This window comes from Rhodococcus sp. 05-2254-2 (assembly GCF_002259095.1).
In the GTDB taxonomy this organism is placed as follows: Bacteria; Actinomycetota; Actinomycetes; order Mycobacteriales; family Mycobacteriaceae; genus Rhodococcoides.
Genome location: NZ_NOZJ01000008.1, coordinates 306,970 through 332,736 on the forward strand (window position 1 = coordinate 306,970; position 25,767 = coordinate 332,736).

The following is a 25,767-nucleotide window of genomic DNA, read 5'->3' on the forward strand; positions in this document are numbered from 1 at the left end:
TGGTCACGAGTACCGGTACCGAGAGGCACGACACATGAGCGCGCACGACCCCGCCCTGACTGCCCTTGCGCAGAACTGGCTTGCGCTTGCGGTGCTGCACGGCCGGATCGAGGGTCGGATCGAGCGCGCACTACAGGCCGAGCACAACCTCAGTGCTCGTGAGTACTGGCTGCTCGACGTCCTGGGCAGGCAGCACGACGGGGAGGGCGGGCATCTGCAGATGAAGCAGGTGGCCGACGCCGTCGTACTGAGCCAGAGTGCGACGACACGCCTGGTCACCCGGCTCGAAGACCGCGGACTACTCACTCGGTACCTGTGCCCCACCGATCGCCGAGGCATCTACACCGACGTCAGCGAAGAAGGCCTGGCCCTGCTCGAGGCCGCACGCCCGACCAACGATGCGGCGCTGCGCGAGGCACTCGATGAGGCGTCGACCGAGCCGGATCTGATCCCACTGGTCGACGCCGTCCGCCGCACGGAGGGTTGAGAATCACTGCAGGTCTTCGACGACCTGACGCGTCGCATCGGCAACGAGGGAATTCATGGCCGGTGAATCTTCGGTGTCCGACGTCGTAGCACTGAGGACGACCACGAGAATGCGCTGCCCGTCCGGTCCCAGCAACAGCCCTGCATCGTTCGAGACGCCGTAACTGCCCGTGCCGGTCTTGTCGGCCGAAGTCCACCCTGCCGGGAGCGCGGCGCGGAACCGGGCGTCGGAGGTCTGAGTATTAGCCATCCACTCGAGTAGCTGCATGCGCGAAGCCTCGGTCAGCACGTCGCCGTCGAGCAAGGTTCGGTAACCGGCGGCCATCGAGTTCGGTGTTGTGGTGTCGCGTGGATCTCCGGGGATAGCGGTATTGAGTTCGGGCTCGGTGCGGTCGAGCCGGAACTCGGTGTCGCCCAGCGACCTCGCGAACTCGGTGAGAGCCGCAGTGCCACCGGCCTCGCGAATCAACAGATTGCCGGAGGTGTTGTCGCTCTCGGTCAATGCGGCCGCCGCCAGGTCTGCGATCGTGACGACGGATCCTGGTTCCCAGTCGACTGCGGACTCGGGCACCTTGTCCGCCGCGGTGATCGTTCTGGTGTCGCTCAGCTGCAGTTCACCTGCATCGACGGCGGCAAGAACGGCGCCGACGGCGTACACCTTGAACGTCGAACAGAACGCGAAACGTTCGTCGCCGCGATGACTTTCGGTGGAATCCGAGGCGAGATCGACAGCACTGACGCCGAGTCGCGCGGTGTCCCTGGCCTCGAGATCGAGATAGACCTGTTCGGTACCGGACTGCTCATCGACGGACTGTTCGGTGGTGGTTGCAGCGGTCTGCGGTGGTTCTACGGTGGTCGTCGCCGAACACGCGACGCCTGTGGACAGTGTCAGAGTCACCGCTGCGACAGCGGTGATCAGTCGGGTGGAGGTCGAGGTACGCATGGGGTCACCCGATCACATGGGGGCGCCATGGGGCCAAGTCCCGAGGCCCGGCCGGATCATTCCTCTTCGGTATCGTGGCAGCTGAGCGTGTTTCAATAGGTCGGTGGACCTGGTTCGCCATCTCGAGTATTTCGTCGCCGTCGCAGAAGAACGTCACTTCGGCCGCGCCGCGGTAACTCTCGGCGTGACGCAGCCACCGGTGTCGCGGGCCATCAAGGCCTTGGAGAAGCATCTCGGACTCACACTCGTCGAGCGAACGCCCGACGGTGCCGCGATCACCGAGCACGGCGCTGCGCTGTTGCCTCGGGCCCGGCTGATCGTCGACGACGCGCGCCGATTGACCACCACCGCAGAGTCACTCACTACGTCCGGGACAGTTCGCATCGGACTCATCCCTCAACTGGACGATGGGATCGCCGCGCGGATCGCCGCATCCGTGGGCGTTCAGGCACGTGTGGAGACCGCCGGTGCAGTGTCGTTGCTCGACGGGGTGCGCTCACACGACCTCGACCTCGCGGTGGTCGATCATCCGGTGGTACTCGACCGACTGTCGGCCGGACCGGTCGTCACCCTCCCCCGACGTGTCATGGTTCCTGTCGGTCATCGCTCGGCTCGAGCGCAGCGTCCACGCCTGACGATGTTGTCGGACCTTGCCTTCGCGACTGCACCGAGGACTGCGAATCCACCCGCACACGATCTGATTCTCGACGCGTTCAGACGCCATGCTCTCGATCCAGAGGTGTTCATCGCGAACACCGTTCGCGATGCCGCTATCGGCGTCGCGTCGGGTCGCTGCTTCGGACTGGTTCCGGCCGCGAGCCCGGTACTGCCTGGAACCGAGCACCTCGACCTCGCTGCCGACGATGTCGCATTGCGGGTTCGAATCGTGCACCGCGACGAAGAAGCGCAGTCCCTGACGAATCTCATCGATCGAATCCTGTTGCAGGCCTGCAGATGAACACGACCGACGAACAGCTTCGCGCAGTGTTCGCCGATGCCGGCTGTCGTGGTTGGGTACGCGCCGAACGGGTCGACGGCACCGGCACGGTCGTCGACTTCGAGGGCGACGATCCTGTTGTCGCCGCGTCGGTGTGGAAGATCGTGCTGCTGGTTGCCACGGCGCGCGCGTTCGACGAGGGCGTCTTGGCTGCAACCGGTTCGGTGCGGCTCGTCCCGGCGCAGTGCAGTCCGGGGCCGACGGGAATAGCGAGCTACGCCGATCCGGTGACGATGAGTTGGCGGGACGTCGCGCGTTCGATGATCACTGTCTCCGACAACGCTGCGGCGGACGCACTTCTCGGTGCACTCGGCCTCGATGCACTCTCGCAGGTGATCGACTCACTCGGGCTCGAAGACACCCGCATCGTCGGTGGCACGAAGACACTGGGTGACCAGATCGTGCGGGACACCGGCAGGTTGAACGCGGACGAGGCGTTGGGATTGCTGGCCAGCAACTACTCGGTGATCGACAGTGCGGGTTTCGATCCCGCCTACACCTCCTGCACCACACCTCGCGACAGCAACGCGGTGCTCCGTGCGATCTGGTTGGGTACTGCCGCATCACCGGAACAGTGCAGGTACATGAAAGGAGTTCTGTCCCAGCAGGTGTGGCCGCACAGAATTCGCAGTGGGATTCCGTACCCGGATGTAGAGGTCGCAGGCAAGACCGGCACCATCGGACCCATCCGCAACGAGGTTGCCGTGGTGTCCTTTCCGGGTGAGGTGCCCGTCGCGGTCTCGGTCTTCACCCGGGCCGCCCGGATGGATCTGTACCTCCCACTGGTCGATCAGGCCATCGGTCACGCGGCACGAGTCGCAGTGACAACAGTTCGCTAGGAACAGTGCCGAAGACCACGAAGAGATGATCATCCCTGCGTGGTGAGGTCAGACGGGTATCTGGACTCGAGCAGGATGACCTCGACTCACCGAGGAAGGGTCCATGTCGACCCGCCCGACGTGGTGACGTATCCGGTTGCGCGGCCCTCGGCACCGAGTTCCCAACCCATTCGTTTCCGTGAACGCAGCGTCACCGACGATTCGATGACGTGCAAGCTCGGAGCCCGACTTTCGAGCCATTCCTGTACTCGCAGAATATCGGGCACGGATGACACCCACATGCTGAGTAGGAAGTTCGCGGGTCCGGTGAGCGACATGCAGAGTCGCAGTTCCGAACGCGCACGGATGATCTCGACGACCTCCTGATGCGCCTGCACGGGGAGCCGACACCACCACGTCACGGTAATCGGCCAGCGCGTAGCATCCTGTGCCACTTCACATCGCAGCACGACTGCGCGAGAACGCAGAAGCGCAGCAAGCTGCCGCCGAACGGACGACGTAGGTCGACCGAGCGCGGACGCTATTTCAGGGGCCGACGCCCGGCCGTTTCCCGTCAGTTCACCGACGAGCGAGCGCGCCACCTGATCGGTCAGGCTTTCCGGACGCGCGTACCCGGACCGATCAGGTGATTCGCCGAGCGCGGCGACCGCCGAATGCTGTGCGCCATCCAATGAGTCCAACCTCCACCGACTTCCTTCCACGTGCAACGCCGTGCACGTGTGGGTTTGAGTCGATCGAACACTGTCGAAGCCCGGCAGATCGTCGAGCACCAAACCGGTCAGCTCGTCGAGCGACGACGTCTGCACCGTCAACACCAGGTCTCTGCCACGCGCAGCATGCTCGATCGACACCACTCGCGGATCCTGGACCAACGCATCGACAAGCTCCGCTGAGCCGACGCGTCCACACGTCACCTCGATCATGGCGGTGATCGCACCCGCTCCGGTCAACGGTGCTGGGTAGGCGGTGATCCACGCCAGCCCACGCTCGACTATCGAATGCCATCGCCGAGCCAGCGTCGCCGCGGTGGAACCCAGGATCGGAGCGAGATCCGTCCACGAGGCCCGCGGTGCGATCTGGAGAGCATGAACGAGCGAAAGTTCGGATTCGGTCAGCATTTCTTGCACAGAACACCTTCATGGGCTCGCTGGGTGATCGCTTCTGACGAAGATGGGTGCTCCTCGTAGGGGCAACCAGACACTATGACGACGGACACAGTCAACCCCGATGGATGGCTGTCGACACAAAGGTGATCAATGAATCTACTGGACGACGCCCACGCCTTGGTCGGCGATCTGAAGCAGCTCCGACGCACACTGCATCGGCAGCCCGAGGTCGGTCTGGATCTGCCGCGTACGCAGGAAACGGTGCTGCAAGCACTCGATGGCCTGCCACTCGAGGTCCGTACGGGCACCCGCACGACGTCGGTGACCGCTGTTCTGCGCGGAACGAAACCGACTGACAACATCGCGCGCACAGTGCTCCTCAGAGCCGATATGGACGGACTACCGGTTACGGAACAGACCGGCTTGGACTTTGCCTCGCAGAACGGTGCGATGCACGGCTGCGGCCACGATTTGCACACTGCCGCATTGGTCGGTGCCGCCCAACTGCTCTCACGTCATCGTGACCACATCGCAGGCGATGTGGTGCTGATGTTCCAACCGGGCGAGGAAGGTTGGGACGGCGCAGCGACGATGATCGAGGAAGGCGTGCTCGACGCATCGGGCAGACGAGCGGACGCGGCCTACGGATTGCACGTCTTCTCCTCCCAACAATCCAACGGCACATTCTTTTCCCGACCCGGCACCTTGCTCGCTGCGTCGTACCGACTCATCGTCACCGTTCGAGGAGCAGGCGGTCACGGCTCGTCACCTTCGACGGCACGTGACCCGGTGACGGCGATGGCCGAGATGATCACATCGCTGCAGACCATGGTCACGCGGACGTTCGACATCTTCGATCCCGTAGTCGTCACGGTCGCGAAGGTACGAGCGGGCTCACGCCACAACATCATTCCCGACGAGGCGTACTTCGAGGCCACGGTGCGGTGCTACTCGGAATTCACGTACGACGCCGTACCCACCGCGCTGCAACGGGTTCTCGACGGAGTCGCGTCGGCACACCGCGTCGACGTCGACGTCGACGTGATCGCCGAGTTTCCGATGACCGTGAACAACGCCACCGAAGTCCAGCTCGGGGCAGCGACGGTCGTCGAACTTCTCGGTGAGGAGCGGTACGAAACGGCTCCACACCCTCTGTCCGGATCCGAAGATTTCTCGTACGTACTCCAGGACATTCCCGGAGCTTTCATCGGACTGGGGGCATGCATGCCCGACGCCGACACTGCTACCGCGCCGATGAACCACTCGCCCCGAGCCTGTTTCGACGATTCCGTCCTCTCCGACGCCGCGACTGTCTACGCCGGACTGGCCATCGGACGGCTCGACCACACCCCCTCAGAAGAAAGCGATGCACCATGACCGAGAGCGCAACCACCGGAGTGACACCGAGCCGAGCTCGACCGAACGACCGATGGGAGAAGACCAAAGCCATTGTGGGAGTGGGGGCCGGAAACGGAATCGAGTACTTCGATTGGACCGTCTACGCGATATTCGCTGCCTTCTTCGCGCCACAGTTCTTTCACACCGGATCTCCGGTCTCCGACCTACTGGCATCGTTCGGTGTCTTCGCGGTCGGTTTCGTCGCACGTCCCTTCGGCGGTCTCCTGTTCGGCTGGTTGTCCGACCGCCGTGGACGCAAGCTGTCGATGACACTCGCTGTCGCACTGGCCTCGATCGGTAGTCTCGTCATCGGTCTGACGCCGACCCACCAAACGATCGGTGCCGCAGCGGCCGTCGTCCTGGTGCTGGCCCGTCTTGCTCAGGGCGTCGCTCACGGCGGTGAATTGCCCTCCGCGCAGACGTACATCATCGAGTACGCGCCCTCCGAACGTCGGGGACTGTGGTCGAGTCTGATCTACATCTCCAATACCTCGGGTGTGGTCGCAGGCACGCTCCTGGGTGCCCTGTTGACGACAACGCTGACCGGCGAGCAAATGACGGACTGGGGATGGCGACTTCCGTTCCTGTTGGGCGGCGTGCTCGGACTGTTCGTGCTGTGGATGCGTTCGCGCATGGCCGAGACCGAGGTATACGAGAAGTCCGGCGATGTTCACGCGAAAACATCGATGAGGGAGCAATTCTCGGCACATCGGCGCCAGGTTCTGCAGGTGCTCTTCTTCAGCGTCGGCGGCACGGTCTTCTACTACGTGTGGGCAGTATCGGCACCGGCCTATGCCATCACGGTGCGCGGAATCGACCCGTCCGGCGCGTTGTGGGCGGGTGTGGGAGCCAATGTTGTCTTGATCGCATCACTCCCCGTCTGGGGTGCACTCTCGGACAGAATCGGGCGAAAGCCGGTGTTGTTCATAGGAAACATCGGAATCGCGCTGCTACTTTTTCCGCTCGACGCCATGGTCGGATCCAGCGCGCTCACGTTGTTCCTGGCGATGTCGGTGGCGTTGTGTGCCATCGGAGCAATCCTGGCCGTCATGCCTGCGATGATGGCGGAGCTGTTTCCCACCGGCATGCGAGCCGCGGGAGTAGGGGTTCCGTATTCGATCGCGGTTGCCGCATTCGGTGGAACTGCTGCCTACGTGCAGACATTCTTCGCCGAGCGTGGAACGCCGGACCTGTTCCAGTGGTACACACTTGCTCTGCTTGCGGTATCCATAGCCGCTCTGATCACAATTCCCGAGACGAGTGAACGCGATCTGGCCGCTTCAGAGGTCGATTCGTAGCGACTGGGCGGGTGGGCTCGTACGAAGAAGCGGCGACAGTACGGATCTCCACCCCTGTTTCGACCGTGCTGCCGCCTCTCGCCCCTCGCCCCTCGCCCCTCGCCACGAAACAACACAGTAGGCATGCTCTCTCGTCAATCGATGTCCGAACTACCCTGTGTGACCTCCGAGTCTCTTGCCAAGCTGGACGAGCGCACTTTCTCGGACTCGGTGCGCGACGTCTGGCCGTTATGTTCCATGAACTGTTCCCTCGTGAGCGGTACAACCTTCACGCGTTCCGCCCGCAGTCCCATCACCAGAGCAATGATCATCAACGACACCAGAATGAAGATCGGTAGCCCGATCACGGTGATGACCTGCTGCAGGGCTTGCAATCCCGCCTCACCGCCGAGCACGATCAGCGTTGCGGCCACCGCGCCTTCGGTGACGCCCCAGAACACTCGCTGCCGCACGGGGCCCGCTTCACCGTCACCGGAGCAGAGCATGTCGATCACCAGCGATGCCGAGTCGGACGAGGTTGCGAAGAACAGCGCCACGACGACCACGGCGATCCCTTGAACCAGGGTCGCGGCCGGGAAGTTCTCGAAGAACGTGAACATCGCCAACGGCACGCTCTCGGACACTGCTTCCGAGATCGAACCGCCGTTGCCACCGATTCCGTCGATTCTCATTGCAGACCAGCCGAATACGACGAACCACACCAGCGTGAACAGTGACGGCGCAACCAGAACTCCGGCGACGAACTGGCGGATGGTGCGGCCCCGCGAAATTCGTGCGAGGAAGACGCCCATGAACGGGGCCCAGGTGACGGTCCACGCCCAGTAGAAGACGGTCCAACCACCCTGCCATCCCCACCCGCCGCCGGAGGTGAACTCGGCCATGGCGTCGTTCCAGAAGGACAGCGGAACGATGTCCTGTGCGTAATTGCCGAAGCTCTCGAACACCTGGCGCAGCAGAAAGACGGTGTCCGACGCGATCAGGACGAAGATCATCAAACCGACCGCGACGAGGATGTTCAGGTTGGAGAGGCGACGCACGCCCTTGTCCAACCCGACGGCAATCGAAATCGTCGCAACCACAGTGAGTACGCCGATGATCAGCACCTTGGCCCACACGGCATCGGGAAGCCCGACAAGCTCACTCAGTCCGGCGTTGATCTGAGAAGTACCGAGCCCCAACGACACTGCCAGTCCGAAGATCGTGCCCAATACTGCGAATACATCGATCGTCTTGCCTATCGGACCCGAAATGCGTTCCTTCAGAATCGGATAGAACACCGACGACACGCGCATCGGCAGCTTGTACCGGTAGATGAAGAAGCCGAATGCCAACCCTGGCAACGTGAAGATCGCCCAGGTGTGCAAGCTGAGGTGATAGAGCGAGATACTCATCGCATCCTGGGATGCTTCGACACTGTAAGGCTCCACGTCGTCGAACGGCGGCGCGGAGAAGTGCGAAATCGGTTCTGCCACACCCCAGAACATCAACACAGTGCCGATTCCGCCGGCGAAGAGCATTGCGAACCACGACAGGTTCGAGTACTCGGGTCGGTCGTCGTCCTCACCGAGCCGCAGATGACCGTACTTACTGACGGCAACCCAGATCAGGAACACCAGCCACACCGTGACGCCGATGATGAAGAACCAGCCGAGATTGGTGACGATCCACTCCCTCCCGACACCGAACGCGTTTCCCACCCAGTCCTGGAAGACGAGGAACAGAACCAGCAGTGTGATCGTGAGGCCGGCCGACACGAAGAAGATGTGATTGTCGGTTCTGAGGCCCAGTTTGCGAGCAAGTGTGTCCACGGTTGCCGTCACCATCCTCGACGGCACGGTTCGTCGGATTCGGTTCCTGCGCGGTCGTTGGGGCGTGCCGTCGCCGACCTTTAACAATTCTTTACTCGAGCCGGCCTGTCCACCGCTGCAGCCGAGTTGTTACCTGCCCGAGACGGGCAACGCGCCAAGTTCGAACCAGGACCCGGCCCTCAGATGTCGAGCGCAAGTGCTCGGTGATCGGACACCTCCGGTGCCGCGACTACCTCGAAGCTACGTACCGCGCCAGGTGAGGACACAAGCAGATAGCTGGCACTGCGCACTTGTTTCGTGTACCTCGACGTTCGGGTATCTGCTTCTCCCACCATGTCGGTCATCCCATACTTGGCCAGCAACCTGAACGTCTCGCTCGACGGCAGCAGATTCAGGTCTCCGCACAGGACGATTTCGTCACTCACCGCCCGTACATGCTCGACGATCTCCGCTAGCTTCTGGGCCTGCTCGAACCTAGCGGGACTGTCGCCCTTGCCTATTGGATCTCGCAGCCCGTGCAATTGGATGACAGAGATGAAGCTTTCGGCAACGCGATCGCGAACGGTGACCGTCAGGGCAGCTCGCGGTCGGTCCTCCACATTCCACTCTGCGTGATCGACGAACCGGGAGTGAACGAACCTGGCATCGATTCCCACGACGGGAAAGTCGTTACGCACCCAGGTGGCGATGCCGAAGTCCTGCCTCAGCTCGGTGCCGTCACCGTCGGTGACAGGCCCTGCGTCGTTCGCGACGAAATGCGGCGTATATCCGGGAAGCACCGCCGACACGTCGTCGAACAAGTTCAGCCGTTGCGGCAGAGTGCGCTCACCGTCCGCGAACGTCGCCCAGCCCGATCGATGCGGAGTGCGAGTGACCTCCTGAAGACAAATAATCTCGGCTTCAACGGTTTTCAGCCAGGCGACGAGCTCGTCGTACATGGCACCACCCCACGCATTGATCGACACGATCTTCACGGCGTCATGATGGCAGACGAGCTCGACCTGGAACAGTCGATTTCGATGCAGCAGTGACGATCCACGAAACGTCGGAGCAGCACCCGACCCAGGACCTTGCACACAGCGTCGCGATGCACGAATTCCCCTTCACCGACGCCGCCGATGCACTCTATCGTTATCCATCACCCGACCAAGGACCGACAGGAGATCGAGCACCCGTGAGTGTGCAGTGGGCCGTCTTCTTGTCGTTGGTGTTGGCCAGCTACATCTCCCCCGGGCCCGACACTGTGATGATCCTGCGTTCGAGCGTGAAAGGACGGATCGTCGCGATGGCAGCAGCCGCCGGCGCATTGTGCAGCTTGGCCGTGCATATGCTCGTCAGCGCGGTTGGCCTGTCGGCATTGATCGTCGCGCTTCCCGGCATCCTCACCGTCCTTGCAATCCTTGGGGCCGTGTATCTCGCCTACCTCGGCCTTCGGGCGCTGATGGCAAGCGCCAGCACGAGGCGTTCGGGCGGGAGTTCCCTCACCGTCGGCCCCGAGTCGGTATCCGGTAGCCATGCCCGTCGACGCGCCTTCCGAAGTACCTTCGTCACCAACTTGACCAACCCGAAGGTGATCCTGTTCTTCGTCGCCGTGTTGCCGCAGTTCGTCGACCGATCGTCCTCGTGGCCTGTCGCTATGCAACTTGGAGTCCTGGGTGCCGCCGACGTCCTGGTCGGGGTTCTTTATCTGCCGATACTGGTCCTCGTCGGCGTCAGGGCTTTTCGCAACCTCGGCCCGCGAGGACTAGCCAACCTCGAACTCGGAGTAGGTGTTCTGCTGCTGATCTTCGCCGGCGCCCTTGTCGTCGACGGCGTTCTGGGTTGAGCCCGACCGGCTGACTACGCGAACGACTTGTGAGAACGTGGGGCGGTGGAACCCATGCGCCCGGTCGACTATGTGGAGCGGGGACTTTGTCCGGCCGCTCGACGCGAGCAGCGCTTGTGGCGAGTATTTTACGTATGCCTGTTCATCTGTCAGTTTGTCGCGCTTGTCGTGTACGACATCGGGTTCTGGTGGGTAGTCCTGGCCAGTGTCACCGCATGGGGGCTCTACACACTGTTCTGGGCTGTGTTCATACGTGACCGCTCTCAGGACTGACACCCATCGCTGCGTCGGACGGTGAACGCGGCAACCAGCGCGCCGACTACGAAGACGAACGCCGTCAGCATGATGTTCGACCACAGACTGAAGTGAGAGTCGAACGTGAACTGTTGCGGTGCAAGGTTCTCCACGTTGTAGAGGTTCGACACCAGGCTCGCCGCGACGGCCACGGCTCCCACCCCGATCACTACGCGCGATCGCAGGGCAACACCCCAGATCAACACCGCTACCGACATCGTCAACAGCGGTAGCAGTCCACGAATGGTCAAGTTGCTCAGGAAGAACAGCAGTCCGCTCCGCACGGCAACGACCGTGGCAACACACAATCCAACACTGACCGCGAGCCACAGACGAACGTGCAATTCGGCACCTGATCTACGTTCACGCCACGTGCAAAAGAGAGCAACTGCCCCGATGCACACCGGCAGTGCGATCAGCCAGTAGAGACCCGCTGCCGGTGATGCGAGATACCCAGATCCGCCGAACCACATCGGACTCGATACCGACTCCCCGGACCCGAGCGGCTGCCGAACGTAGAACGGCAGCGCGCCGATGAACAAAGCCGCGATGAGCAACAGAGGGACGGACAACCACCCAGTGACGGCATGCGGTCGAGAATCGGCACCGACGCCGTCCAGCCGAGCCCGTTCGTTCGAGATTCTGCCCGGTCGATCGCTCACGTGAACTCCCTCGACGACGTCACCAAACCTTACGCCCGGTTTGTTTTGATTGTCCAGATCAGAGCTGACCACCGCACCACTCGAGGCAGCGAAAAAGCCCCGAACCGCATTGCTGCAGTTCGGGGCTCCTTCTTCTGTGCGCCCGAAGGGATTCGAACCCCTAACCTCTTGATCCGTAGTCAAGTGCTCTATCCGTTGAGCTACGGGCGCATGTTCAGTTATCTAACTGGTCCAGCTGAACAGTAACGATCTACCGTTCGTGGCGGAGGCGAGAGGATTTGAACCTCCGGTCCCGGTGAAAGGACAAGTCATTAGCAGTGACTCCCATTCGGCCGCTCTGGCACGCCTCCTAGGCTGCCGGCCCTCTCGGACCGCCGAGGAAAGAGATTACCCACAGCGGAGGCCAGAAGGCAAAACGGCTGGTCGACGCCTGTGGTTCGCGCGTCGTTCGCGTCAAGGATGCTTGTTGCTCTTCAGCGCATGAAGCTGTCGAACCAGTCGAAGATTCTCGTCTGCGCGTCCACGAGCGCGGCCGCTGCTGGGTCGCTGTGGTCGGAGCTGCCGGGTTGTTCGCGGGGATGATCGGCTCGATGCTTCAGCCCCGAATAGCTGACGACGTTCGTGGCCACTGAAGCGCGCGTAGCGGCGTCGCGAAGGGCTTCGATATGCTCCGGTGGGGTGTGGGGGTCGTCCTCGCCGTAGAGACCGAGCCAGGGGGCCTGCAGCTTGGGTGCGGCCTCGACCAACGCGACAGCGTCGGAGTTGAGCGGTTCGACGATGCCGGCGGCAGCGACACTGACCGCCGCCCCGACCGGACGGCTTGTGGCCACGATCAACGCTGCTGTCCCTGCGTCGTCGAACCCGATCACCCCGACACAATCGGGATAGACACCGCGCTGGACGAGCCAGTCGGAGGTGGCATCGAAGTCCGCGAAGAGGTCGTCGCCGAAGACTTCCTTGTCGTCGCCGTGACCTCGATGGAACAGGTTCGGCGCGACGGCGAGCCAGCCTTCCAGCGCGAGTGCGCGCAGCAGGTCGAGTAGAGACTCGGGCACCTCACGTGCCTCGTGCAGCACGACGATTCCACCGCGAGGTGGACCATCGGGTTCGACAGCCGTCAACGGCACCTTCTCGCGAGGGGGTGATTCGTGCGCGGTCGTGTCCACCACGTCGTCCGCACCGACCGTGGGCGCGGAGGCGGACCGAAGAACTGCGACGTCGCTCAATATTCCCGACATACTTATCGAAGATAGGACGATCGGTCCGGTCGTGCACAGCAATATCACGGACGCGCAGAAGTCAACCCCGAACCTGGGCGCATAATGGCAGCCGTGACCGCGCGCATCCGCCCCGACCTCGACGCCATCCCCGCCTACGTTCCCGGACGCACCTTTCCGGGTGCAATCAAACTGGCGAGCAACGAAACGACGCAGGGGCCGTTGCCGAGCGTGCGCGACGCGATCGCGGAGGCCGTCGGTGGCGTCAACCGCTACCCCGACAACCGAGCGACCGCGCTCGTGGAGTCACTGGCGAAGAAGCTCGGAGTCGCCGCGGAGAACGTGGCCGTCGGCAGTGGTTCGGTGTCGCTGTGCCAGGAGGTCGTACAGATCACCTGCGGTCCCGGCGACGAAGTGCTGTTCGCCTGGCGCTCGTTCGAGGCGTACCCCATCGTCACCAGCGTCGCCGGCGCGACACCTGTGCTGGTTCCGTTGACCGCCGACCACGTGCACGACCTCGACGCGATGCTTGGCGCCATCACCGACCGCACCCGGCTGATCTTCGTCTGCAACCCGAACAACCCGACCGGAACCGTCGTTCAGCGCGACAAGCTCGAGGCGTTTCTCGATGCGGTGCCGTCGAACATTCTCGTGGTCCTCGACGAGGCCTACTTCGAGTACACCCGCCCCGACGCAGGCAACCACACCGACGGAGTGGAGCTGGCACGCGGACGACGCAATGTGATCGTGCTGCGGACGTTCTCGAAGGCCTACGGACTCGCCGGCTTGCGGGTGGGCTACGCGGTGGCCGATCCCGAGGTGATCACGGCACTGTCGAAGGTGCGGATCGCCTTCGCTGTCAGCACCGTTGCCCAGCAGGCTGCGGTGGCATCGCTCGAGGCGTCGGCAGAGCTGCTGGCCCGCACCGATGCCCTCATCGCGGAACGGGATCGTGTGCGCGACGCGCTCGTTGCGGGCGGCTACGACGTCGGCGCATCGCAGTCCAACTTCGTCTGGCTGCCGCTGGCCGAACGCTCGGGTGAGTTCGCCGCTTCTGCAGCCGAACAGGGCGTACTGCTGCGCGCCTACGGAAACGACGGAGTGCGGGTCACCATCGGTGACCCGCACGAGAACGACGCGTTTCTGAAGTTTGCTCTACAGACCTAGCGCGCGCTCGAGCGTCGGCCAGGATTCACGCAGGTCGTCCTGCCAGTACGGCCACTGATGGATGCCGTACGGGCGGTAGACGACTGTCGCGGGGATGTCCAGCGACCGGAGCCGAGTATCGAACACCGTTGTGCAGTAGAGCGCGGCAGCCTCGAGCGGTCCACCCATCAGGGCGCTCTCGACTCCGCTGCCACCGGGGCCTAGCTCGTACGGACCGGGTAGGCCGGTGCCGACGGACAGGTAGACGTCCTTGCCGCGGAGCGCCTCGGCATTACGCGACGGATCGTGCTCGACCCACTTGGGATCGGTGTTCTCGCCCCACATGTTGGTTGCGTTTCCGCCGTTGGTGGCGACGGTGGCGCGCACCGCGTCCTTGAAGTTGGTCTGCGAATTGTCGTAGCAACCGCTCAGACCGGCGACGCCGGTGTAGAGGCTGGGGTGACGTGTCATCAGGTCCATCGCGGCCTGGGCACCCATCGAGACACCCGAGATCGCGTTGGTGCCGTTACCGGAGAAGCGCGCATCGATCAGCGGCGGCAACTCCGACGTCAGGAACGTCTCCCACTTGTTGACGCCCAGCACCGGGTCCGGCACGTTCCAGTCCGTGTAGTAGCTGCTCGATCCACCGACCGGGAGCACGACGTTGACCTGCTTGTCGGCGAAGAAGTCGACGATGTCGGTCTTCTGCGTCCAGGTGCTTTCCTTGTAGTCGGATTCTTTGCCCGCGCTCACACCGTCGAGCATGTACAGCGTCGGACGAGACACCGCCTGCGCGGCGGGAAGAAGAACCTGGACCTGGATGGCGCGGCCCATGGCCGGCGACTCCACCCACACGGCAGCGCGGCGGTCGGTCAACATGTCCACCCGATCGATGCGCGCCGAGGGCAACGGCTGGGACTGAGCTGCGATGCCAGGAGCCGCACCGGCGCCATCGGAACTGCCGGTATCAGGGAGCGGCTGCGCCCCGGCGAGACCCGACCCCAGCAGCGACACTGCCAGAGCAGTTCCCGCTACTGCCAACACTCGACGGTGCATCAGATTGCCCATCCTCCCCCGGCGCACCCTTACGGGGCGCAACACAAACAACATCCGTCACTCAACGTACCCACCGATATGCGCGCACGCTAAAGCTGTGGGTTCGCTCACAATAGCCGCGGATACACGGGTACAAAAGTCCACGTGATCCTTTGTTACATGTACTCGAGACATAACGGTCTACCTGGTCGGATGTCCTCGCGGACACCGCTACCGCGAGGGCACTCGATGTGACATTCGGTGGACTTTTCGGGGGTCGCTGTCACATCGAGTGGACCTCTGGGAGTCTCAGCCGCGGCCGGTTTCGCCCTGCAGCTTGTCGATCATTTCCGACGCCTGCGCCTTGTTGAGACCCTCGGGAACTTCCTCGCCCGCTTCCTGCGCAAGAGTGCTCAGGTAGCTCTTCTGCGGGCCTGTCATCGGCTCGTCGCCGGTGACCCAATCGTCGGGATCCTTCTCGGGGTTCTGGTTGACCTGCTCGTTTTCGCTCATACGTTCGTAGATACGCCGAATCGATGGGTTCCAAACACGTTTGCCCGTGTGCGCTCGGGCGTAGGTCACTCGAATGACTTGATTGACAGTTCAATAATCAGCCGAGGATGCTCCACATCACATCCCCTCGATTGGAGTTCCATGAAAACGAAGAACCTGCTGGTCAAGATCGGTATCAGCGGCGCGATCGCTGCGGCCGCCCTGGTCACCGCCCCGGCCGTCGCCTCGGCCGACCCGATCACCGATTTCCTCTGCAGCAGTGGTTCGGCCCAGTTCTGCCCGGTTCTCCTGCCCCCACCCCCGGCCCCACTGGCAGCTCCTGCGCCCGCACCCCGTCAGGGCGGCACATTCCAGTACGAGAACTGCGACGCGGCGCGCGACGCCGGAGCCGACCCGGTCTATCGGGACGAGTACGGCTACGGACCTCATCTCGACCGCGACAACGACGGCATCGGCTGCGAGTAGCGACTTCGCACTTGTGCAGGCATATGACACTGATTCGTCTGCACAAGTGCGATCTCGGCGGGCGGATACGCTCATCCGGTGAGACGACGCCAGCAACCGCCCCTGGCGAAGCGGTACGGTCTCGATCCCGCCCGAATACGAATGCCCGAGGACGGCCCCTGGCTCACTGTTCGTGACTTCCTCACCGCTACGGAGTCACGCATTCCTCCGCACCGGATCGACGCCATGCTCGCCGCCGGTGACATCGTCGACATGGCCGGTCCCATCTCCTTCGACGCTCCATACGTTCCCGGCGAGGCGGTCTGGTTCCACCGCGACCTACCGTCGGAAACCGTTGTGCCGTTCGATATCTCGATCGTGCACCGGGACGACGCGTTGCTCGTGATCGACAAGCCTCACTTTCTGTCGACCATCCCCCGCGGCGGACATATTCTGCAGACCGCGCTCGTGCGACTGCGCCTCGAACTCGAACTGCCGCAACTGGTGCCCGCTCACCGGCTCGATCGTGTGACCGCGGGCCTGGTCCTGTTCGTCGTCGATCCGAAACTGCGTGGTGCGTATCAAACTCTCTTCCAGGATCGCAAGGTCCACAAGGAGTACGAGGCAATCGCGCGCTACGACCCTTCGCTCACGCTGCCGACCGTCGTTCGCAGCCGAATCGTCTCGGAGAAGGGACAATTCACAGCCCACCAGGTCGACGGAGAACCCAACGCGCACACCACCGTCGAGCTACTGGAGCACCGAGACGGACTCGGTCGCTATATATTGACACCGTTGACCGGCCGCACCCATCAACTGCGATTGCACATGAATTCACTCGGCGTACCCATCCTCGGCGACGATCTGTACCCGACAGCCACCGGCCGAGTCGTCGACGACTTCACCGACCCACTTCAATTGCTCGCCAGTGCACTCGAATTCACGGATCCGATCTCGAAAACTGTGCGACGCTTCGAGACCGGATTGGGCCTGGAGCGGTGGGTATCGGATGGCATGTCGTAACTTCCGGCTCTGCTCGACTACTCGGGATTCCGGTGACGTTCGGACTTCACGAGTTCCTTGGTGCGCACCAAGCGCAGCGCGGTGACCAACACGACGCCTCCGATGATGTTGAAGAGCACTGTGTAGCCGAACCATTCGATCCAGTCGCGGTAGTTCACGTCCGCGCCCGCGTGAATGGCCCCGAAGATCAGCAGGGAATCGAGAATCGAGTGGAACAACTGCAGTCCGGCCAGGAGGAACCCTGCCGCCATGGCGGCAATGATCCGAGCGACATCAGAGGTTGTTCCTTGCTGCATGCGAGTCAGCAACGTCATCGTGCTGCCGCCGAGAACGGCGAGGCAGATCGATTGGAGATTCAGCGGTGCGTCGACGAAATGATGTGCCGCCTCGGACAGCACCTCGAGCCACTGCGGGAACGCGTGTGCAATCAACCACATCACGAACCAACCGCCCAGCAGATTCGCAAGCAACGTTCCGACCCACAGCCTTGCCAGCTGCAGAGGTGTTCCGTCGCGGGCAACCACCGCTGCGATCGGCATCAGGAAGTCCTCGGTGAACAGCTCACCATGCGCGAGATAAATGGCTACCAGGCCGATGCCGAACGCCAGGCCCGCCAGCAGATGACTTCCGGTCTCGTCCAGCACTGCGAGATATGCCATCACACCCAGAGCAACTTCGAGCCCGCCGAAGAATCCGGTGATCAACACTGTGCGCACGGTCCGATGCAATCGCTCGGCACCTTCGGAGACGACAGCGTCGAAACTTTCCTCGAGTTCCTCTTCCAGAGGTCCCTCGTTGTCGCCGTCGTTGCGCCGCGCTTCTTCACTCATTCGCAGGTAGTACCCACTGAGCCGGTATCGATACCTGCTCGTCGACAATCGTCGCGGTGACGCTCGGCCATTGCAGCAGCACCCAGCCTGGTCAGGCCAACCGCATCACGCTGTCCGAGACTCGAACTGTCGCAGTGCGTCTCATCGCGATGAATGGTCCCGGCAGTCAGCTCGACGGACGGTCCGACGACATACTCAGTGACGACAAAGGTCCGCAACTCCGAGGCCAACGATGCCGCTCGGCTTGCTCCGTCACGAAAGAACCCGGCCCAACCTTGCGGGTGGACCGGGTTCGGACGACGAACATGTGGCGGAAGCGGAGGGATTTGAACCCCCGGACGCTTTTACACGTCTCTCGCTTTCAAGGCGAGTGCATTGGGCCGCTCTGCCACGCTTCCGTGTGCGATCTTAAACGGCCGAGCGGCCCGTGGCCCAATCGCCCCTCATCGTCGCGGTGTCGAGCCGGACGCGTCCATCGCGGCGTCGACCTTCTCGAAGATGTCGCCCAGCACCTCGAGTTCGTGGGGCGAGAGGATGTCGACGAGGTGCTGGCGGACGCCGCGGACGTGCGTGGGTGCCGCCTCCGACAATCGCCGACGCCCTTCTTCGGTGATCACCGCCAGCACGCCTCTGCCGTCGTTGACGCAGGTACTGCGAGTCACCATGTCCTGGAGTTCCATTCGCCTGATCTGATGCGTCAGGCGACTTCTCGAGGACAGGACACCGTCGGCCAGCTCGCTCATTCTGATGGAGCCGTCGACCGATTCCGACAACATCACCAGGATGCGGTACTCGGCCATCGACAGGTCGTGGCGATCCTGCAGATCCTTGTTCAATACCCCCATCAATCGTTGCCCGCCGTCCATATAGGCGCGCCATGCTTTCATTTCCGCAGTGTCGAGCCACTGCGGGTCCCCCCCGGGACCAATGGCTAATTCGGCCGTCACGCGTGTCATCTTAGGCGGGAAATCTACCCACGAGTAGGTTGAGGCGGTTCGGGGCCCTGTTCGGCACAGCGCCCTATGGTCGAGGTATGACCGATCCCTACATCGACCCGCCGTACGTTGCCGCCGACGATCGTTACGAGTCCATGCTGTTCCGCCGAGTGGGCTCACGGGGGCCCCGACTTCCGGCGGTGTCATTGGGACTGTGGCACAACTTCGGTGACGACGTACCGCTGATGAACCAGCGCGCGATCCTGCGTCGCGCATTCGATCTCGGTATCACGCACTTCGATCTGGCCAACAATTACGGCCCGCCCTACGGCAGCGCGGAGAAGAACTTCGGCCGCATCTTCTCCGAGGATTTCGCCGGATATCGCGATGAGCTGATCATCTCGAGCAAGGCCGGCTGGGACATGTGGCCCGGCCCCTACGGCTTCGGTGGCTCTCGCAAATATCTGTTGTCCTCGCTCGAACAATCGTTGACCCGAATGCGACTCGACCACGTCGACATCTTCTACAGCCATCGCCCCGACCACGACACCCCGATCGAAGAGACAGCAGGCGCACTGATCAGCGCTGTGCAGCAGGGCAAGGCTCTGTACGCGGGCATCAGCTCGTACAAGCCCGAGGGCACGCAGAAGATGGCAGACCTGCTCGCCGAAGCGGGCGTTCCCTTGCTGATCCATCAGCCCAGCTACTCGATGGTCAATCGGTGGATCGAACCCGAACTGCTCGATACCCTCGCCGCGGTGGGCGCGGGCGTCATCGCCTTCTCGCCTCTGGCCCAGGGCATGCTCACCGACAAGTACCTCGACGGTGTTCCCTCGAATTCGCGAGCAGCGCAGGGTAAATCACTGAATCCGGACTGGCTCACCGATGACCACATCGAGCATCTCCGGGCGTTGAACGACATTGCCGCCACCCGTGGCCAATCCCTCGCGCAGCTCGCCCTGAGCTGGGCACTGCGCGACCCACGCGTGACCTCGGTACTGATCGGCGCATCGAGCGTCGAACAGCTCGAGAACAACGTGGCGGCGTTGAAGAACCTGGACTTCAACGCCGCCGAACTCGCCGAGATCGACACGCATGCCGAGGACTTCGGAATCAATCTCTGGGACCTATAGAAGTGCCTGCGGCAGTGGTGCGGCTCTGCCTGCGGGTCGTTCCGCAGGCTCCACTCCCGGGCGCTCCAGAGGGCACCTAACCGCACCACTGCGCCGGAGGCGCACTATGGAGACATGCGTGCCATCACACTGAAAGAATTCGGCGATCCCGACGTCATGGAATGGACCGAGGTCCCCGACCCCCGCCCCGGCCGCGGACAGGTGATCATCGATGTCTCGGCCACCGCCGTCAACCGCGCCGACCTGATGCAGCGTCAGGGCAATTACCCACCGCCTCCGGGTGCCAGCGACATCCTCGGACTCGAGTGCTCGGGCATCATCTCCGAACTCGGTGAGGGCGTCAGCGGCTGGAACGTCGGAGACAGGGTCTGTGCACTGCTGGCCGGCGGCGGCTACGCCGAGCAGGTCGCCGTACCCGCCACCCAACTCTTCCCCATTCCGCAGGGCCTCGATCTGCATGTCGCAGCGGCACTTCCGGAAGTCGCCTCGACCGTGTGGTCCAACCTGGTGATGGACGCGCACATGCGTTCGGGGCAGGTACTGCTCGTTCACGGCGGCGGCAGCGGAATCGGTACGCACGCAATCCAACTGGCCAAGCAGATGGGCGTCACCGTCGCCGTCACCGCCGGATCCAAGTACAAGCTGGACATGTGCGCAGACCTCGGAGCCGACATCCTGATCGACTACAAGAACCAGGACTTCGTCACCGAGATCCGTTCACAGACAGAGGATCACGGAGCAGACCTGATCCTGGACAACATGGGCGCGAAGTACCTCGACCGCAACCTCGACGCATTGGCCATGGACGGCACCGTCGTCACCATCGGTATGCAGGGCGGAGTGAAGGGCGAGCTGAACTTCGGCAAACTCCTCGCCAAGCGCGGCTCGGTGCATGCAGCCGGATTGCGTGGCCGCCCCGAAACCGGGCCGTCGAGCAAAGCGAACATCGTCGCAGACATGACCGCGCATCTGTGGCCGATGATCTCCGAGGGACGCGTCACCGCCGTCGTGCACGCCGAGATCCCGATAACCGAAGCGGCGCAAGGACATCGAATGCTCGACGAGGCCGAGACCATCGGGAAAGTGATCCTGCGAATTCAGTAGCGCGCAGGTCGGCGGTCGTGAGCGGAACCTCGTAGTGGGCCGCGAGGCCGGAGTGGAGCCTGCGGAACGACCCGGAGGCTCCTCGTGCACGTGCGGCGCAGCCGCTCTCAGAGGGCGAGGGCGGTGAGCGCTTTAACGAGTTGATCTATCTCGTAGCGGGTGGTGTACGGAGCCAGACCGATGGTGACGGCACCACCCTCGTCGTTGACGCCCAACGCGTCGAGCAACCGACTGCCGCCGTGGACTCCGCTGACACTGCCGATTCTTGCCTGCGCGAGTTGCTCGGACACCTTCACCGCTGGCATGCCCTCGACGGTGAAGCTCAGAGTGGGGATGCGTGTCGGTGCATTGCCCAGCACCATCACGTGGTCCAGCGAACCGAGCGCCTTCATCAGGTAATCGAACAGACCGTCGTGGTAGTGCTGCAGCGATCCGATCGACAGCTCGAGGCGCTCACGACGCGTCCCGGTCGCTGCGTCGTCGAGATTGGCCAGGTAGTCGATGGACGAGACCACGCCAGCCAACAACGCGTACTGGTGACTGCTGACCTCGAGCCGCTCGGGTCCCTTGGCCGACGGGTTCAACGACATCGACGGCAGCTGTTCCAGGAGCGTCGGGTCGCGGAAGATCAACGCACCGACCGACGGCCCACCCCACGCGGCCGTGTCGATCGCGACGATGTCGGCCCCGAGTTCCTTGATGTCGACGTGGGCGTACGGGGCAGCTCCGGCCGCGTCGACCACGATCAGGCCACCGACCTCGTGCACCAAGTCCGCCGCGACCCGAACATCGGGCGCACTACCGACGATCGGCGACGCAGCAGTGACCGCGACGAGCCGAGTGGTGGAGGTGATCAGATCGTCGAACTGCCAGGTGGGCAACTCGCACGTATCGATCTCGACCTCGGCCCAGCGCACATGCGCGCCCGACCGGCTGGCCACCCGCAGCCACGGTGCGACGTTCGCTTCCTCGTCCAGACGCGAGAGCACCAGACCGGTTCCCAGGCCCAGCCGCGAACTCATCGAATCCGCGAGCCAGGACAGCAGCGTCGCGCGGTCCGGACCGATGACGACACCGGACGGATAGGCACCGACAAGATCGGCGATCGCGACGCGGGCGGATTCCAGCAGAGCCGCACTGCGCTTGGCCGAAGTGTTGCCGGCCGAATGATTGGAGGCACTGTGCCGGAATGCAGTGGACACAGCGGTCGACACGCGGTCCGGGATCAGCATCCCCAGCTGAGGGTCGAGATGAATCCACCCGTCACCGAGCGAGGGGATGGAACCTCTCACTCGCGCGACGTCGTAACCCATGCCGGACACTCTAAGCGCCGACCGGTGAAGCATGTGTTCCACGTCCTGTTTCCCCAGGGAACGGTTGCCCACCTCGCACGCTCGATCCTCCCGGCCTCCACTGTTCCCGACGACCGAACCAGGATAATCGCCCCTGACGATCGCGCAACGGCGAGCGAGGCGTAAAGATGGATACATGACTCAATCCGAGCCGAACAGCGCGCCCGATGACCATGTCGTTGTGATCGGCCCCAACGGGGAACCGCTCGCCCTGAGCCGCGAGGAAGCGACGGCCGCTGCGGCCCGCGCCGCCGGATCCTCCGCGAACGACGGATCGGACGATGGATCGGGCCTGTCGGAGATGGTCGAGCAGCCCGCGAAGGTGATGCGCATCGGCACGATGATCAAGCAGCTGCTCGAGGAAGTGCGCGCCGCACCGCTCGACGACGCGAGCCGGACGCGACTGAAGGAAATCCACAAGTCGTCCATCCACGAACTCGAGCAGGGCCTCGCCCCGGAACTGCGCGACGAGCTCGAGCGCCTGGTCCTGCCCTTCGGCGACGACGTGGTCCCTACCGACGCGGAACTGCGCATTGCGCAGGCTCAGCTCGTCGGCTGGCTCGAAGGTCTGTTCCACGGCATCCAGACGGCCCTGTTCGCTCAGCAGATGGCAGCGCGGGCTCAACTCGAACAGATGCGCCAGGGCGCGTTGCCTCCCGGTGTGATGGGCGCTCCGGGTGGCGGCCAGGGTGGCGGGGGCCACGGCGGCGGCGGTACCGGCCAGTATCTGTAGCAAGCTCGGAATGAGCTCAGTCTCCGAAGAGAGGTAGTGTCGACCGTCGTGTCGGCACCAGCGAAGGATCCCGAGAGCGAGGCAGGAGACCAGATGCCTGCTCCGGTTTCGGACTCACAGACTTATCGGCGCGCTTTCGGCGACCTGAAAACTGGTTTCAACCAGCGCGAGCTGTGGCTGCATCTCGGGTGGCAGGACATCAAACAGCGGTATCGCCGGTCGGTGATCGGTCCGTTCTGGATCACCATCGCCACCGGCGTGCAGGCCATCGCGATGGGTCTGCTGTATTCGGTACTCCTGGACATCGATCTGCGCTCGTTCCTGCCGCACGTCACCGTCGGGCTGATCATCTGGAACCTCATCAGTGCCGCGATTCTCGAAGGCGGAGACGTCTTCGTCGCGAACGAAGGCCTGATCAAACAGCTGCCCAGTGCGCTGAGCGTGCACGTCTATCGCCTGGTGTGGCGTCAGCTGCTGCTGCTCGGCCACAACATGCTGATCTACGTGATCATCATTGCGATCTTCTGGCCCGAGGGCGGGCTGCACTGGACCGTGATCTTCGCGATCCCCGCCCTGGTGCTGATTCTGCTCAACGCCGTGTGGGTGTCCATTCTGTTCGGCATCGTCGCCACCCGCTACCGCGATATCGCCCCGATCCTCGGCAGCTTCGTGACGCTGATGTTCTTCATGACACCGATCGTGTGGACCACCTCAGGACTCGAATCGATGGGCGGTGAGGCCGCGAACCGCGCCAAGCTCGTCGAGATCAACCCGCTCTTCCATTACCTCGACATCATCCGGGCCCCCCTGATCGGCGAGGATCAGCAGGCGTACCACTGGTACATCGTGCTCGGCTTCACCGTCGTCGGATGGGCACTGGCCATCGTCGCACTCAAGAAGTACCGGGCCCGCGTGCCCTACTGGGTTTAGGGGTATTCGAGTTGTCCATCAGCATCAGCACTCACGACGCGTGCGTCGATTTCCCTATTTTCGACGCCAAGACGCGGTCGTTGAAGAAGGCGTTCCTCGGCAAGGCCGGTGGTGCCATCGACCGCAACTCCTCCGACGTCGTCGTCGTCGAAGCTCTGAAGAACATCACGATGAACCTGAAGGACGGCGATCGCGTCGGACTGGTGGGTCACAACGGTGCAGGCAAGTCGACGCTGCTGAGGCTGCTCTCGGGCATCTACGAGCCGACGCGAGGCAGCGCCACCATCCGCGGCCGCGTCGCGCCGGTGTTCGATCTGGGCGTCGGTATGGACCCCGAGATCTCCGGCTACGAGAACATCATCATTCGCGGCCTGTTCCTCGGCCAGACGCGCAAGCAGATGCTCGCGAAGATGGACGAGATCGCCGACTTCACCGAACTCGGCGATTACCTGGACATGCCGCTGCGGACCTACTCCACGGGCATGCGCGTGCGCGTCGCGATGGGCGTGGTCACCAGCATCGACCCGGAGATCCTGCTGCTCGACGAGGGCATCGGAGCCGTGGACGCGGAATTCATGAAGAAGGCGCGTCACCGCCTGCAGGAGTTGGTGAAGCGCTCGGGAATCCTGGTGTTCGCCAGCCACTCCAACGAATTCCTGGCTCAGCTGTGCGATACCGCGATGTGGATCGATCACGGCCAGATTCGGCAACAGGGCGGCATCGAGGACGTGGTGCGGGCGTACGACGGTGACGACGCGGGAGATCACGTCGCGCAGATCCTGAAGGAGATCGAGCGGGAAGACAGTGCCGGTGGCTGACAAGATCATCGGGGTCATCGTCACGCACAAGCGGCGTGAGTTGTTGGCTCTCTCCCTCGATGTCATCGGTGCGCAGACTCGTCCGCTCGATCATCTGGTCGTCGTCGACAATGCCGACGAGCCCGCCGTACGCGAACTGGTGGAATCGATCGACCTGCCGACGACGTATCTCGGTTCGCAGCACAATCTGGGTGGCGCGGGCGGGTTCGCACTCGGGATTTTGTATGCGCTCTCGCTCGGTGCGGATTGGGTGTTCCTCGCCGACGACGACGGCCGCCCCGAGGGCCCGAAGGTGCTCGAGACCCTCTACGACTGCGCTCTCACCCACGGCCTCGACGAGGTCTCCCCCGTCGTCTGCGACATCGACGATCCGGACCGGCTGGCCTTTCCGCTGCGCCGCGGCGTCGAATGGCGTCGGCTGCGGTCCGAATTGATCGACCCGGCGAACCCGGACGACGACCTTCTCGAAGGCATCGCCTCGCTGTTCAACGGTGCCCTGTTCAAGGCGTCGACGATCGACGCGGTGGGCGTGCCCGATCTACGGCTGTTCGTGCGCGGCGACGAGGTGGAAGTACACCGCCGATTGCAGCGATCGGGCCTGAAGTTCGGCACCTGCCTCACCGCCGCCTACGTCCACCCCAACGGGGCCGAGGAGTTCAAGCCGATCCTCGGTGGCCGGATGCACACGCAGTACCCGGAGGACGCGACCAAGCGCTACTTCACGTACCGCAATCGCGGCTACCTCATGTCGCAGCCCGGCATGCGAAAGCTGTTGCCGCAGGAGTGGATTCGGTTCACCTGGTTCTTCCTGATCACCACCCGTAACCCGAAGGGTCTGGCCGAATGGTTCCGGTTGCGCGGGCTGGGGCGTCGGGAACACTTTCGCAGGCCCTGATGC

26 protein-coding genes and 3 tRNA genes are annotated in these 25,767 nt (G+C 63.3%); 15 read left to right on the forward strand and 14 right to left on the reverse strand.

Annotated features, from left to right (window positions below; translation table 11 throughout):
* Window positions 1-34 precede the first annotated feature (34 nt).
* A complete protein-coding gene (locus CH283_RS11535; RefSeq protein ID WP_094638978.1) occupies window positions 35-487 on the forward strand; it encodes a MarR family winged helix-turn-helix transcriptional regulator in 453 nt (150 codons plus the stop codon).
* 3 nt (window positions 488-490) lie between these two features.
* On the opposite strand, the gene bla is transcribed toward CH283_RS11535, so the two are convergent.
* The gene (gene bla, locus CH283_RS11540; protein WP_094638891.1) at window positions 491-1,429 is read right to left on the reverse strand and encodes a class A beta-lactamase; all 939 of its coding nucleotides are present in this window, start codon (window positions 1,427-1,429) and stop codon (window positions 491-493) included.
* A 103-nt stretch (window positions 1,430-1,532) separates the two neighbouring features.
* On the opposite strand from bla, the gene CH283_RS11545 reads away from it, so the two are divergent.
* Both CH283_RS11545 and CH283_RS11550 read left to right on the forward strand, forming a co-directional pair.
* A complete protein-coding gene (locus CH283_RS11545) occupies window positions 1,533-2,387 on the forward strand; it encodes a LysR family transcriptional regulator (RefSeq protein ID WP_094638892.1) in 855 nt (284 codons plus the stop codon).
* Entirely contained in the window at window positions 2,384-3,265 is an 882-nt protein-coding gene (locus CH283_RS11550) for a serine hydrolase (RefSeq protein ID WP_094638893.1), read from the forward strand. Before CH283_RS11545 ends, CH283_RS11550 begins: the two co-directional genes overlap by 4 nt.
* Window positions 3,266-3,351: 86 nt before the next feature.
* On the opposite strand, the gene CH283_RS11555 is transcribed toward CH283_RS11550, so the two are convergent.
* A complete protein-coding gene (locus CH283_RS11555) occupies window positions 3,352-4,392 on the reverse strand; it encodes an Lrp/AsnC family transcriptional regulator (protein WP_094638894.1) in 1,041 nt (346 codons plus the stop codon).
* Between the two features lie 129 nt (window positions 4,393-4,521).
* Between CH283_RS11555 and CH283_RS11560 the strand changes: the two genes are divergently transcribed.
* Window positions 4,522-5,748: a M20 metallopeptidase family protein gene (locus CH283_RS11560; protein ID WP_094638895.1), complete on the forward strand. Its 1,227-nt coding sequence runs from the start codon at window positions 4,522-4,524 to the stop codon at window positions 5,746-5,748.
* Window positions 5,745-7,067, forward strand: coding sequence for an MFS transporter (locus CH283_RS11565; RefSeq protein WP_094638896.1), 1,323 nt, complete (start codon window positions 5,745-5,747; stop codon window positions 7,065-7,067). The genes CH283_RS11560 and CH283_RS11565 overlap by 4 nt, the downstream gene beginning before the upstream one ends.
* A gap of 134 nt (window positions 7,068-7,201) precedes the next feature.
* On the opposite strand, the gene CH283_RS11570 is transcribed toward CH283_RS11565, so the two are convergent.
* Both CH283_RS11570 and CH283_RS11575 read right to left on the reverse strand, forming a co-directional pair.
* Window positions 7,202-8,875, reverse strand: coding sequence for a BCCT family transporter (locus CH283_RS11570; RefSeq protein WP_255183185.1), 1,674 nt, complete (start codon window positions 8,873-8,875; stop codon window positions 7,202-7,204).
* A gap of 179 nt (window positions 8,876-9,054) precedes the next feature.
* Window positions 9,055-9,849 (reverse strand): endonuclease/exonuclease/phosphatase family protein, encoded by a 795-nt coding sequence (locus CH283_RS11575; protein ID WP_094638898.1) that lies wholly within the window; start codon window positions 9,847-9,849, stop codon window positions 9,055-9,057.
* 200 nt (window positions 9,850-10,049) lie between these two features.
* Here CH283_RS11575 and CH283_RS11580 point away from each other — a divergent pair, with 200 nt between their 5' ends.
* Complete coding sequence (locus CH283_RS11580) at window positions 10,050-10,700, forward strand: LysE family translocator (protein ID WP_176460218.1); 651 nt, start codon at window positions 10,050-10,052, stop codon at window positions 10,698-10,700.
* A gap of 263 nt (window positions 10,701-10,963) precedes the next feature.
* Here CH283_RS11580 and CH283_RS11590 read toward each other — a convergent pair whose 3' ends face one another.
* From CH283_RS11590 to CH283_RS11605, 4 genes are all read right to left on the reverse strand, one after another.
* Window positions 10,964-11,656 (reverse strand): hypothetical protein, encoded by a 693-nt coding sequence (locus CH283_RS11590; RefSeq protein WP_094638901.1) that lies wholly within the window; start codon window positions 11,654-11,656, stop codon window positions 10,964-10,966.
* 137 nt (window positions 11,657-11,793) lie between these two features.
* A tRNA-Arg gene (locus tag CH283_RS11595) sits at window positions 11,794-11,866 on the reverse strand.
* Between the two features lie 50 nt (window positions 11,867-11,916).
* Window positions 11,917-12,006: transfer RNA gene (locus CH283_RS11600), tRNA-Ser, on the reverse strand.
* Between the two features lie 123 nt (window positions 12,007-12,129).
* Entirely contained in the window at window positions 12,130-12,894 is a 765-nt protein-coding gene (locus tag CH283_RS11605) for a dienelactone hydrolase family protein (RefSeq protein ID WP_068054886.1), read from the reverse strand.
* 93 nt (window positions 12,895-12,987) lie between these two features.
* On the opposite strand from CH283_RS11605, the gene hisC reads away from it, so the two are divergent.
* Complete coding sequence (hisC, locus tag CH283_RS11610; protein WP_094638979.1) at window positions 12,988-14,040, forward strand: histidinol-phosphate transaminase; 1,053 nt, start codon at window positions 12,988-12,990, stop codon at window positions 14,038-14,040.
* On the opposite strand, the gene CH283_RS11615 is transcribed toward hisC, so the two are convergent.
* Both CH283_RS11615 and CH283_RS11620 read right to left on the reverse strand, forming a co-directional pair.
* Window positions 14,029-15,075, reverse strand: a complete 1,047-nt coding sequence (locus CH283_RS11615; protein WP_094638980.1) for an alpha/beta hydrolase — start codon at window positions 15,073-15,075, stop codon at window positions 14,029-14,031. The genes hisC and CH283_RS11615 overlap by 12 nt on opposite strands.
* 288 nt (window positions 15,076-15,363) lie before the next feature.
* The gene (locus CH283_RS11620) at window positions 15,364-15,567 is read right to left on the reverse strand and encodes a DUF3072 domain-containing protein (RefSeq protein WP_032395510.1); all 204 of its coding nucleotides are present in this window, start codon (window positions 15,565-15,567) and stop codon (window positions 15,364-15,366) included.
* A 141-nt stretch (window positions 15,568-15,708) separates the two neighbouring features.
* On the opposite strand from CH283_RS11620, the gene CH283_RS11625 reads away from it, so the two are divergent.
* Both CH283_RS11625 and CH283_RS11630 read left to right on the forward strand, forming a co-directional pair.
* A complete protein-coding gene (locus CH283_RS11625) occupies window positions 15,709-16,032 on the forward strand; it encodes an excalibur calcium-binding domain-containing protein (RefSeq protein WP_094638902.1) in 324 nt (107 codons plus the stop codon).
* 78 nt (window positions 16,033-16,110) lie between these two features.
* Window positions 16,111-17,034, forward strand: coding sequence for a pseudouridine synthase (locus CH283_RS11630; protein ID WP_176460219.1), 924 nt, complete (start codon window positions 16,111-16,113; stop codon window positions 17,032-17,034).
* Window positions 17,035-17,051: 17 nt separating this feature from the next.
* Here the strand turns inward: CH283_RS11630 and CH283_RS11635 are convergent, their stop codons facing one another.
* From CH283_RS11635 to CH283_RS11645, 3 genes are all read right to left on the reverse strand, one after another.
* Complete coding sequence (locus CH283_RS11635) at window positions 17,052-17,864, reverse strand: formate/nitrite transporter family protein (RefSeq protein WP_094638904.1); 813 nt, start codon at window positions 17,862-17,864, stop codon at window positions 17,052-17,054.
* Between the two features lie 308 nt (window positions 17,865-18,172).
* Window positions 18,173-18,262, reverse strand: a tRNA-Ser gene (locus tag CH283_RS11640).
* A gap of 45 nt (window positions 18,263-18,307) precedes the next feature.
* Window positions 18,308-18,820 (reverse strand): MarR family winged helix-turn-helix transcriptional regulator, encoded by a 513-nt coding sequence (locus CH283_RS11645; RefSeq protein WP_373455125.1) that lies wholly within the window; start codon window positions 18,818-18,820, stop codon window positions 18,308-18,310.
* A gap of 77 nt (window positions 18,821-18,897) precedes the next feature.
* On the opposite strand from CH283_RS11645, the gene mgrA reads away from it, so the two are divergent.
* Together mgrA and CH283_RS11655 are read left to right on the forward strand one after the other, a co-directional pair.
* Window positions 18,898-19,932 carry an L-glyceraldehyde 3-phosphate reductase gene (mgrA, locus tag CH283_RS11650; protein ID WP_094638906.1) on the forward strand — a complete coding sequence of 345 codons (1,035 nt, stop codon included), beginning with the start codon at window positions 18,898-18,900 and terminating at the stop codon, window positions 19,930-19,932.
* Window positions 19,933-20,046: 114 nt separating this feature from the next.
* Window positions 20,047-21,036, forward strand: a complete 990-nt coding sequence (locus tag CH283_RS11655; RefSeq protein WP_094638907.1) for an NAD(P)H-quinone oxidoreductase — start codon at window positions 20,047-20,049, stop codon at window positions 21,034-21,036.
* Between the two features lie 107 nt (window positions 21,037-21,143).
* Here the strand turns inward: CH283_RS11655 and CH283_RS11660 are convergent, their stop codons facing one another.
* Window positions 21,144-22,349, reverse strand: a complete 1,206-nt coding sequence (locus tag CH283_RS11660) for a cysteine desulfurase-like protein (RefSeq protein ID WP_094638908.1) — start codon at window positions 22,347-22,349, stop codon at window positions 21,144-21,146.
* A 175-nt stretch (window positions 22,350-22,524) separates the two neighbouring features.
* Between CH283_RS11660 and CH283_RS11665 the strand changes: the two genes are divergently transcribed.
* From CH283_RS11665 to glfT1, 4 genes are read left to right on the forward strand one after another with little or no spacing between them, the layout of a single operon-like run.
* Complete coding sequence (locus tag CH283_RS11665; RefSeq protein WP_094638909.1) at window positions 22,525-23,121, forward strand: bacterial proteasome activator family protein; 597 nt, start codon at window positions 22,525-22,527, stop codon at window positions 23,119-23,121.
* A gap of 48 nt (window positions 23,122-23,169) precedes the next feature.
* Window positions 23,170-24,051: a galactan export ABC transporter permease subunit Wzm/RfbD gene (gene wzm, locus CH283_RS11670; RefSeq protein WP_094638981.1), complete on the forward strand. Its 882-nt coding sequence runs from the start codon at window positions 23,170-23,172 to the stop codon at window positions 24,049-24,051.
* An 11-nt stretch (window positions 24,052-24,062) separates the two neighbouring features.
* Complete coding sequence (gene wzt, locus CH283_RS11675) at window positions 24,063-24,869, forward strand: galactan export ABC transporter ATP-binding subunit Wzt/RfbE (RefSeq protein WP_094638910.1); 807 nt, start codon at window positions 24,063-24,065, stop codon at window positions 24,867-24,869.
* On the forward strand, window positions 24,862-25,764 hold the full coding sequence (glfT1, locus tag CH283_RS11680) for a galactofuranosyltransferase GlfT1 (RefSeq protein ID WP_094638982.1): 903 nt from the start codon (window positions 24,862-24,864) through the stop codon (window positions 25,762-25,764). Before wzt ends, glfT1 begins: the two co-directional genes overlap by 8 nt.
* Window positions 25,765-25,767 lie beyond the last annotated feature (3 nt).